Source organism: Vibrio sp. OPT46, assembly GCF_015163535.1.
GTDB lineage: Bacteria > Pseudomonadota > Gammaproteobacteria > Enterobacterales > Vibrionaceae > Vibrio > Vibrio alginolyticus.
The window spans coordinates 61,319-70,311 of sequence record NZ_JADDYG010000092.1 but is presented as its reverse complement, the minus strand read 5'-3'; the positions used below and the strand labels follow the sequence as shown (position 1 = coordinate 70,311).

The following is an 8,993-nucleotide window of genomic DNA, read 5'->3' as shown; positions in this document are numbered from 1 at the left end:
GCGCCTGTAATAACAATTAACTTTTTCATTTTGAATCCTTAATCGAACGGTTTACATCAGTGGCGGTAAGTTTAAGAAAACTTTGTTTGTTGATATATACCGACCTAGTTGAAACACTGTTGTTATACTGCAACAATACTTTTTTGAATTATGAAGAAGTCATCATGCAAACACACATCAACCTTGCGGATATTCGCTCTTTCGTCCTAATCGCTCAACTAGGAAACTTCACGAAAGCAGCAGAGCAACTTGGCGTTTCTCGCTCACACGTTTCACGTCAAATAACAAATCTGGAACAACAGATTGGTGTCACTTTGCTACAAAGGACCACTCGAACACTGAACCTCACCGAAGCAGGCAAGGTTCTGTATAAACAGTGTGAAACTGCCCTTCACAATATTGATCAAGCTGTTATGGCAGTGGTTGATGATGTAGAAGACTTAAGAGGTGACATTCGTATCAACTGTGTGGGGGGCTATTTAGGAGAAGACGTTGTCGCAGATATCGTTGCTCAATTTCTAATCCAACACCCACAAGTGAGCCTTAACTTAGATTTTAGTAGCCATCGTGTCGATTTAATCGCGGATGAATTCGATATCGCTTTTCGAATGGGAAAGTTAGACGACTCCAACTTTATCGCTCGCAAACTGATCGATGTGGAAATGGGGACATACGCAAGCCCAAACTATTTAGAAACATATGGCTATCCTTCGCATCCAAAGGACTTAGAAAAACACGTTTGTTTGACAGGTAGTGTGACACGGTGGGCATTTGAGAACACGAATACAAAGCAGTCAACTGAACACCAGATACGTGGACAGTTACGATGTAAGAGCGGCAGAGTAATGATAAAAGCAGCCTTGGCGGGAAATGGCATCATCCGTGTGCCAACACTTTATTGCCAACAAGAACTCCAGACAGGCAAGCTAAAAGAAGTGTTTACCGACTGGAGCATTCCGAGTGTGGAATTTTCACTCCTTTATCATCACGACCGACATCAACCAAAACGCATCCGAGCCTTTGTTGATTTTACCACGCAATACTTTCGCAAACTGCAGAGTAAAGACAAGTAACCTGCATGTTGGTACCTGTCTATGTATGTTTTATAGGCTGAGCCTGCGAACCTGGGGTTTGTTCTAGAAAGAGTGTGAGCATTTTGACGCTTAAGGCTTGGTTTTCATAAACGTCAGAGGTGTTTGTCCAGTTTGCTTTTTGAAAAATGCAATAAAAGCACTGTCTGACGAAAACTCCAGCCAATCGGCAGCTGCGCTGACTGGCATGCCCGTTGATAACAATTCAACTGCCTTTAAAAGCCTCCACTGTTGCCGCCAATCTTGATAATTCATTCCCGTTTCCGACTTAAATAATCGTGTTACCGTCTTGGTGCTTGCCCCAACTTTGCTTGCAAGAGCAGTAAGCGAAGGAGCTAGAAATGAAGGTTCAACCAACTCTCGACGAAACGTTGTTAAGCGCCGATGCGATGGCAAAGGCAACTGAAACGAATAACGTTTCGCAGCATAAAACTCCTCCCAAAAAAGCGCCGTCGTATTTACCATCTCGCTGCTAGGCTTATCCCACTCCCAAAATGACATTTTATCAATAAGAGCTTGGAGTAAATTATTCACTTCTATCATCGTGATCTTACTCGGACAGGCAAACTCCTCACAATCAAAATACAAAGATCGGTACGCCACCACATTCGTCATTAGTGCGCGATGCGGCGTATTAGGTGGGATCCAAACCGCCTTTGTCGGTGGCAAAATACAAATCGAGTCTTCCAGAGCAAAACTCATACAACCTTGAGGTGCGTACAATAACTGCCCTTTCTTGTGCATATGCATACCTGAGTCGTGCTTGCCAATATCCGCAGCAATTCCCACTACACAAGTAGAAATTTTGTCTGCATCAAATTGTGTTTTTTCGTTAATAAGCGCCATTTTGTCCGAATGTTGATGTATTTGGTTTTTATGTTGTTATTAGATCAATCATAGCCTCATTTATACTGCCCGCCAACTTCATTAACGATGGGGAACAATATGAATACTAAGCCCTCTTTATGGCTCATGCTGGTTATGTTGATGTTTCCGCAAATTGTAGAAACTATTTATAGCCCAGCGCTGAGCTCAATCGCTCTTTCATTTGATGTAAACCACGCACAAGCAGCCCAAACATTGTCGATTTACTTCCTAGCTTTTGCCATTGGCGTTGTAGTTTGGGGAGTTCTCGCAGATAAACTGGGAAGAAGGCCCACCATGCTTATTGGGCTCTTTATCTATGGTTGCGCATCTTTACTCGCAACTCAAACCGAAAGCTTTGCTGTTGTCATGACCGCGCGAGCCCTAAGCGCATTTGGTATCGCGGTAGGATCCGTTGTCACACAGACCATGCTTCGTGACGCGTTTGACGGTCAAGAACTGAGTAAAGTCTTTAGCTTAATGGGGATGGGTATATCAATCAGCCCGGTAGTTGGCATGCTATTAGGCGGGCAGCTTACAGCGCTTGGTGGATACCGTTATGTGTTTTTTGCCTTGTTTTTAATCGCGTTAGTATTGCTCGCTTATAACGTTATTAAGCTTCCTGAAACACAGAAGGAACAGACACCAGTACGGTTGCATCAACTTAGCTGGGAAATGGTAAGAGACGCGCGAATTTGGCGCTCAGGATTATTGGTTGCTTTGTATAACATTGCTCTATTTTCTTATTACCAGCTTGGCGCATTTACTTTCTCAGCACTTGGGTATAACTCCGAACAATTTGGATACAGTGGCATGGTACTGGGGTTAGGCACTCTGCTTGGGAGTTATTTAAACAAATCCCTAGTGTCTAAAAATGTTCGAAAAAGCCAACTACTTTGGCTCTCAGCAGTATTGCTTAGTTTGGGATCAGTCGGTGTGTTGATTCTGAGCCAATCAATCTGGTTTGTTGCTCCAATGGTGTTAGTCGTCATGTCTTATGGGATTGCGATACCCAATATACTCAGTGACGCACTCGTTGATTATAAACAACAGGTAGGTAGCGCAGGCGCTTTATTTGGGCTCATGTACTACATCATGATCGGGACGGGATTAGCGATGGCTGGAACAGCACAAAACTTAGGTGTCGTTCTATTAGCATGTAGCTGTTTAGCGATTTTATTAGCGTTTTCTAAAAGGCAAGTTCATACCAACTTGTGACCAGATACTACGCATTGCTTGCCTAATCTTCCGAAGATTGGTCTACATCTTTTCTAACGGTTAACTAAAACGTAAATAAAAAGCGCCTGTCGGCGCTTTAATTATCCATAGATCTTATTGCCATGTTGGCTCACCGTACTCTTCACAACGTTGCTTGTCGTAATTTTCAATGCGCCCGCGTTTACCTACAAACTGAACCTGAACAACCATTCCAGCTTCAACATATTCACTGAAATAATCGCAAGAAACACGAAAACTAGTATCGCGTATCACAATTGGTACCCATTCATAGCCGCCGCTGCGTGGTAAGTAAGACTTGAAGGTAATGACCCCGTCATCTGAAACGTTGATTTCTTCATCATATTCATTCAACTTATAAAAACGTTGTCCATCAAACTCTGCCTTTGCTTTTTCAATTATTTCCTTCGTTGCTGTCGATTGCATCGGCGTATTTGACACCAGTTGACACCCAACAATAGATGTCAATACGGACAAAGCCAAAGCGAGTTTAGTTATTTTATTCATTTACCTAACCACTGTATAATTATTCAACACTTACCATCTAAAAAAAGGATGAGAATATACTTTATTTTTAAATAATAAAAGCAATAACTTATCTTTGATAAGCGTGTTCACTGCCAACTTTATCGTCAAAAGATTGGAAAAGTTAGTTGTAATTTTTGCGATGGAATCACAGAACATACTCTTAATTCTTTGTTTTACGTTCGTTTTTGGCTCACCTGCATCACTTCTACAGTTAAGGAAAAGCAATTATTCTAATAACGCCCAAACGGAGCTGTTGTATCATACCAAACGTCGACACATCCAGCTGACTTCAAGTCTTTAACGAAATTATCATTAATATATAATTCATTGTTCTCGTTAAAAACAAAAGCATACTTTTCTTCTATGTCTAAATCAGATAGGGTTGGAAATTGTAAAAGTTCAATTGTTTTATAATCATCAAACTGTCTATCATAATCATCAGGATGGCTACCAAAATCGAAATCACTATCCCAAGCATCTTTCCCTTCTAGCCAAAATTGATTCAACTTTTCTAAAATCTCTTCCCAAATTACAAATCGAATATTATTTTCAAAAATAATAAACAAATCAGGGTTAGAAAAAATCATACCTGGTCTTTTTTCAGGTAATAATTTACTAATATTTTCTTTATTAAACTTGATATACATGTCAACCAGCCCACGCTTCATTAAAGTGCTCTATTGGTACAAATTCAACGCCATTTGGAGTTTTTGATTCAATTTCTTTTACTATACTTTTATGAAAGAATGTGTGAAACCCCCAAGCTGAATCTCTAAAAAATAGCCTTTTTTGAAGCGGAATCGGTGAAATTTTCTGAGGATCAATAACGACTTTTTTCATTCCTGATATATTTCCTCGTTTGAACCTTTTAAAGTCACTCTGTTCATGACAGATGACATCTAGTTCATTTGCTAACTGTAACATCATGAAATCATGTTCACCTCTATCAATTAATTTGATATGTATCCAGTTAGAACCATATAACTGTTCAACTTTCAAGCTATTATATATATCCTTAGATATAGCAAATTCAGGCTCTATAATAACATCTGGTATTCTATACTGTTCGTCTGGTTTGTATTTTGCTAAAACAGGTACGGGTTTACATGGAAAGGTAAATCTTGTACTGTATGCTGCTTCTTCATATTCCTCAGGAACTGCATAAATTGGTGTAATTTGATTTTCTTTTACGAAGAAATAATCACTCATGATCCTGCCTAGTTTATTCCGAATAGTGTGCCTAGTTCCAGTAACATTAAGCCTATGAGGACACGCTTCTCTACTTTTTTTGTCGCATTCAACGTTACCACCTCCGCATCCAATTTTTGAGCCGGAGCATAGTCTTTACCAAACCTGGACAGAGTCCAATGAAAGCTGTTTAGTTTATCCACTATATCTTCCGCAGCATCATCTAAGTCCTCAGTAAACTCTTTTTTACAGTAATATTTTTTCTCAACTCTTTTTTTAATCTCGCTGATATGAAAAAAGCGCCTTTCGGCGCTTATTATACATCTCTTATCCAAACGTCTTTGACGTCTTTTTTAAGAAGGTCAATCACACTTTGGTGAATGAAAACTAAACCAAAATCTTCTTCTAGTTTAAATATTAATCGTTCTTCTAAGGGGATATTTTCTAATTTAGAAAAATCAAACTCTGTTGATTCAATGTCTAACCAGTTCAACTTACCGTATTGTTTTTCTTTGTCCGTCAATTTATAAGTTTGATGGATATAAGGCATACGATAATCTTCGTAAACTTTAATTTCATCATCAGCTGGCTGGCTTGGAGAACAATCCACGCGAGCGTCTAACCACTCTACTCCGTGTACGACCAGTTTCTCCACTTTTGACGCAATATCACTGATGATAAATAGCTTTGGAGAAAAGGTCATTTCCAAAAGCAAATCTGGCTCTACTGGCACTATTGGCTTAGGGCTTTGTTGGAATGGGAAGTTAGTTAAGCTTTGCTTTGTTAAAATAATATAGTCTTCTTTCATTATTTTTCCCTAAAACTTAGGTGCACGCGTAGATGTATTCTTCTTCATTTTCCTAACTAGAGAAAACCTTGAATCATTACTAATCAAATCATAGATTTCTGGAGCAAAAAATACTGCAGTATCAGCTCCTTCAGCCCTATACACCACCCGTTTATGGAAAGGGATATTTAATATTTTTTCTGGACTTAGAAACAATCGGTGGACGATTAGGTTCCCACTGTTTGGTGATACTTCTATAACGCTTCGTTCAAAGTCGACAACATCTTGAATGTTGTTTAAAGCTAATATGTATCGCTCAGTGATTTCTCCGTCTTTAGTCAATAAGGATGCCGGATAAAACTCAACGCCATAAGGGTCAAAACTCATTACAAGTTCTGCAAGTTCTTTCGAAACACATATGTCGCCATTATCCGATATCGGGTGGACCATGGAGGAAGTTATGTTTTTGTCCTCCCATCTTATTGGATTCTCCGAGCTCGTTGGGTGAAAATTATTTGTACTATATAGAAACTCTCGGTCATCCACACTTTGGAATGCCGATGAACTTCTCATATAGTCCTCAGAGATTACCGAAAACTCCATCTTATACCTCTTTATTGTTTGGTAATTATCTTGCTTTGCTCTCTTACACTCATAAGGCGATATTACTAGTGAAGGAATTAAAAACACATCAATAATCTTCTGTAGGAGCAAACCTTTTTACAAGCGGAATTGGCTGATTAGGATATGTTAATACGTTGGATGGAACCGAATAAGAAAATTCATCCGGAAAATCATAAAGTGGTGTTTCAACAATTTCTCTAGCAAAGTAATAATCGCTCATTTACAACTTCTGACGTTCTTATTTTATTCTTGTTCTTTAATTCAACAGGCATCAGCGGTGCTTCAATCGTAGTATTAAAGAAAAAGCGCCATGAGACGCTTTTCAATGCTGGCAGTCTAATAACGGCCATATGGAGCTGTGGTATCATACCATACATCGACACATCCAGCTGACTTCAAGTCTTTAACGAAGTTCTCACTAATATATAATTCACTATTCTCGTTAAAAACAAAAGCATATTTTTCTTCTACTTCTAAATCTGTCAGGGTTGGGAATTGTAAAAGTTCAATTGTTTTATAATCATCAAACTGTCTATCATAATCGTCGGGATTACTACCAAAATCAAAATGACTATCCCAAGTATCTTTTCCTTCTAACCAAAATTCATTTAACTTTTCTAAAATTTCTTCCCAAATTACGAATCGGATAGTATTGTCAAAAATAATAAACAAGTCAGGGTTAGAAAAAACCATACCTGGTCTTTTTTCTGGTAGAATATTGCTTAAATTTTCTTTAATAAACTTAATATACATATTACTTTAGGATTGTTATTTACATAAAAGTCATTTAAATTTAATTTCATCTATCTAAAGTCTGAATAGCCGTCTGCCGGTATAAATTCCACACCGACTAGCTTAGAATTTTTTATTTTTTCAACTAAACTTTTATGGAAAAAAACACACTTCAACCAACCAGGATCTATCACTATCTGTCTTCTATCTACTGGTATAGTCTGAATTAGTTTTTCATCTAATATAAGATTAAGAATACCACTAATCATCTCATCACCATTAGAATCCTTTCGGTACCTCTTGATCTTACTTTCAGATCTATCAATCAACTTAATCTCGTTGACAACTTGTAGCATAAGAAAATCATGTTCGCCTTTATCATGAAGTTTAATATCGACCCAATTAACCCCAAAAATGTTATTAAAATCTAATTTCGAAAATTCATTTTTCTTAATCGAGAAATTTGGCATTTCAAGTATATCTGGGATTTCATAATCATCTTGTGGAAGAAATTCGACTATCAAGGGAACAGGTGCTTTAGGGTAAGTAAAACTCGTTAAGGGCACGGAATCGATGTATTCATCTGGAAAACAATAAATTGGGGAATTGACACACTCTCTTGCAAAAAAATATTCACTCATTTTCCAACCTCAAGTTTTCTAGGTTTCATAGTCTTACCTTTTACATTCTTTATATTGTGTTTTTCTTCCGGTAGCTTGGAAGATCTACTTGGGCATGCGCTTCTTGATTTATTCTTGCTTTCTATATTACTCTCGCCTGCACAACCTATGTCACTTGCCGGAGAGTAATCATGACCAAAAGTCGAAATTGTATATAAAAAGCTATCTAAACACACTAAAACGTCTTCAGAGACGTCGTCTAAATCAGACTGAAAGTGCCTTTTATTCCCTGATTTGCAATAATAGCCTCTTCTTGCACTTTCTTTTACACCTTTAATATCTCGATTAACTGACTTTATATACTTTATATCATCCAGCCGCAACTTAGATGCTACGGGGTCAGGAACCTTTGTTACCGGAATTGATGTAAGTTCACCACTTTCAAGATCTGAACTTGTTTCCCAAAACTGTTCTTGCTCGGTCTTGAAGTCCAAACCTCCACCATGGCCAGACTTATGGACGTGTGTATTGACTTGACAAGCGATATCCGTTTTGGAAGGGAACATTACCCCATTTTTCCAGGTGTTTATATCATACTCATATGCTTCTCTGTATTTTTTCCACTCTGGAGTATCTAAGTTTTTAGTTGTTATGATGTGGTGAGCCTGAAGTCCGAACTGTCCGTCATCCCCCTTCAAACGTCCATCCGCCCATAAATGTTCATTGAAGCCCGACTTATAGTGCTTAGATTTAATTGCTTTTGCTAAAGCAGGGCCTGAACCTTTTATAAGACTATGTGTTTTTGCAGTTGAGTTTTTAGCCATGATGGTATTGACCCCTAATAAGCATCACATTTTTCTGGTTTTTTCTTACAAACGGGACAGACAAAGTCTTTTTTATCTTTGTCCTCATTTGCCTTCGCAGAACTCTTTCCTGACTGTGCAGACTCGCCAGTATTATGTTTTACTTTTGCTGGGTAAGTTTTCTCACTCTTACCTAAAATTCGAGCAAAAAGGTCATCAAACTCGCCCATCGCTTCTTTAAGCTTATCCGGTACCATCTTATCGATGATTTTTACCTCATCCGCTAATTTCAAGAAATACGTACCGAGCTCATCTGCACCCATTCTGTTTGCGTATGAAGCCAACTCAGTTGCCACTTCAATGCAAGGTTTTAGAACATCGCTAACAATCTGGCTGGTCTGTTTTGCATAATCCATCCAATCTAACGTGCGTAGGAATTTTTCTGGATCGCCTTTACCCATGCCTCTTAAAACAGCAAGCAAAGTATCTTTTGATGTTCCTTTACCGCCTTTTAACGCAG

The 8,993-nt window shown here is 38.4% G+C and carries 12 protein-coding genes and 1 pseudogene; 2 read left to right on the top strand and 11 right to left on the bottom strand.

Annotated elements, in window-relative coordinates:
• Positions 1–164 precede the first annotated feature (164 nt).
• Complete coding sequence (locus IQR33_RS03730) at positions 165–1,073, top strand: LysR family transcriptional regulator (RefSeq protein WP_193837949.1); 909 nt, start codon at positions 165–167, stop codon at positions 1,071–1,073.
• A gap of 90 nt (positions 1,074–1,163) precedes the next feature.
• Here IQR33_RS03730 and IQR33_RS03725 read toward each other — a convergent pair whose 3' ends face one another.
• Positions 1,164–1,937 (bottom strand): AraC family transcriptional regulator, encoded by a 774-nt coding sequence (locus IQR33_RS03725; protein WP_132937156.1) that lies wholly within the window; start codon positions 1,935–1,937, stop codon positions 1,164–1,166.
• Positions 1,938–2,036: 99 nt separating this feature from the next.
• Between IQR33_RS03725 and IQR33_RS03720 the strand changes: the two genes are divergently transcribed.
• A complete protein-coding gene (locus tag IQR33_RS03720) occupies positions 2,037–3,173 on the top strand; it encodes a multidrug effflux MFS transporter (RefSeq protein ID WP_193837948.1) in 1,137 nt (378 codons plus the stop codon).
• Positions 3,174–3,287: 114 nt separating this feature from the next.
• On the opposite strand, the gene IQR33_RS03715 is transcribed toward IQR33_RS03720, so the two are convergent.
• From IQR33_RS03715 to IQR33_RS32240, 10 genes and pseudogenes are all read right to left on the bottom strand, one after another.
• Positions 3,288–3,698 (bottom strand): hypothetical protein, encoded by a 411-nt coding sequence (locus tag IQR33_RS03715; protein ID WP_104980545.1) that lies wholly within the window; start codon positions 3,696–3,698, stop codon positions 3,288–3,290.
• Between the two features lie 251 nt (positions 3,699–3,949).
• A complete protein-coding gene (locus IQR33_RS03710; RefSeq protein ID WP_228010135.1) occupies positions 3,950–4,387 on the bottom strand; it encodes a hypothetical protein in 438 nt (145 codons plus the stop codon).
• A complete protein-coding gene (locus IQR33_RS03705) occupies positions 4,368–4,928 on the bottom strand; it encodes a hypothetical protein (protein WP_158173439.1) in 561 nt (186 codons plus the stop codon). Before IQR33_RS03705 ends, IQR33_RS03710 begins: the two co-directional genes overlap by 20 nt.
• A gap of 295 nt (positions 4,929–5,223) precedes the next feature.
• Positions 5,224–5,715 carry a hypothetical protein gene (locus IQR33_RS03700; protein ID WP_193837947.1) on the bottom strand — a complete coding sequence of 164 codons (492 nt, stop codon included), beginning with the start codon at positions 5,713–5,715 and terminating at the stop codon, positions 5,224–5,226.
• A 9-nt stretch (positions 5,716–5,724) separates the two neighbouring features.
• Positions 5,725–6,297 carry a hypothetical protein gene (locus IQR33_RS03695; protein ID WP_103412072.1) on the bottom strand — a complete coding sequence of 191 codons (573 nt, stop codon included), beginning with the start codon at positions 6,295–6,297 and terminating at the stop codon, positions 5,725–5,727.
• An 88-nt stretch (positions 6,298–6,385) separates the two neighbouring features.
• The gene (locus IQR33_RS03690; RefSeq protein WP_157632379.1) at positions 6,386–6,538 is read right to left on the bottom strand and encodes a hypothetical protein; all 153 of its coding nucleotides are present in this window, start codon (positions 6,536–6,538) and stop codon (positions 6,386–6,388) included.
• A 116-nt stretch (positions 6,539–6,654) separates the two neighbouring features.
• Positions 6,655–7,071: a hypothetical protein gene (locus tag IQR33_RS03685; protein WP_158173438.1), complete on the bottom strand. Its 417-nt coding sequence runs from the start codon at positions 7,069–7,071 to the stop codon at positions 6,655–6,657.
• A gap of 50 nt (positions 7,072–7,121) precedes the next feature.
• Complete coding sequence (locus IQR33_RS03680) at positions 7,122–7,691, bottom strand: hypothetical protein (RefSeq protein WP_053304698.1); 570 nt, start codon at positions 7,689–7,691, stop codon at positions 7,122–7,124.
• Entirely contained in the window at positions 7,688–8,494 is an 807-nt protein-coding gene (locus tag IQR33_RS03675) for an AHH domain-containing protein (protein ID WP_017633750.1), read from the bottom strand. The genes IQR33_RS03680 and IQR33_RS03675 overlap by 4 nt, the downstream gene beginning before the upstream one ends.
• Positions 8,495–8,508: 14 nt before the next feature.
• Positions 8,509–8,993 (bottom strand): annotated as a pseudogene (locus tag IQR33_RS32240) (hypothetical protein); the annotation flags it as partial.

Coding starts and splice junctions, on each gene's coding strand:
- IQR33_RS03730 (WP_193837949.1), top strand. CDS start 165: ATGCAAACACACATCAACCTTGCGGATATTCGCTCTTTCGTCCTAATC.
- IQR33_RS03710 (WP_228010135.1), bottom strand. CDS start 4,387: ATGAAGCGTGGGCTGGTTGACATGTATATCAAGTTTAATAAAGAAAAT.
- IQR33_RS03695 (WP_103412072.1), bottom strand. CDS start 6,297: ATGGAGTTTTCGGTAATCTCTGAGGACTATATGAGAAGTTCATCGGCA.
- IQR33_RS03720 (WP_193837948.1), top strand. CDS start 2,037: ATGAATACTAAGCCCTCTTTATGGCTCATGCTGGTTATGTTGATGTTT.
- IQR33_RS03675 (WP_017633750.1), bottom strand. CDS start 8,494: ATGGCTAAAAACTCAACTGCAAAAACACATAGTCTTATAAAAGGTTCA.
- IQR33_RS03725 (WP_132937156.1), bottom strand. CDS start 1,937: ATGGCGCTTATTAACGAAAAAACACAATTTGATGCAGACAAAATTTCT.
- IQR33_RS03705 (WP_158173439.1), bottom strand. CDS start 4,928: ATGAGTGATTATTTCTTCGTAAAAGAAAATCAAATTACACCAATTTAT.
- IQR33_RS03690 (WP_157632379.1), bottom strand. CDS start 6,538: ATGAGCGATTATTACTTTGCTAGAGAAATTGTTGAAACACCACTTTAT.
- IQR33_RS03680 (WP_053304698.1), bottom strand. CDS start 7,691: ATGAGTGAATATTTTTTTGCAAGAGAGTGTGTCAATTCCCCAATTTAT.
- IQR33_RS03715 (WP_104980545.1), bottom strand. CDS start 3,698: ATGAATAAAATAACTAAACTCGCTTTGGCTTTGTCCGTATTGACATCT.
- IQR33_RS03700 (WP_193837947.1), bottom strand. CDS start 5,715: ATGAAAGAAGACTATATTATTTTAACAAAGCAAAGCTTAACTAACTTC.
- IQR33_RS03685 (WP_158173438.1), bottom strand. CDS start 7,071: ATGTATATTAAGTTTATTAAAGAAAATTTAAGCAATATTCTACCAGAA.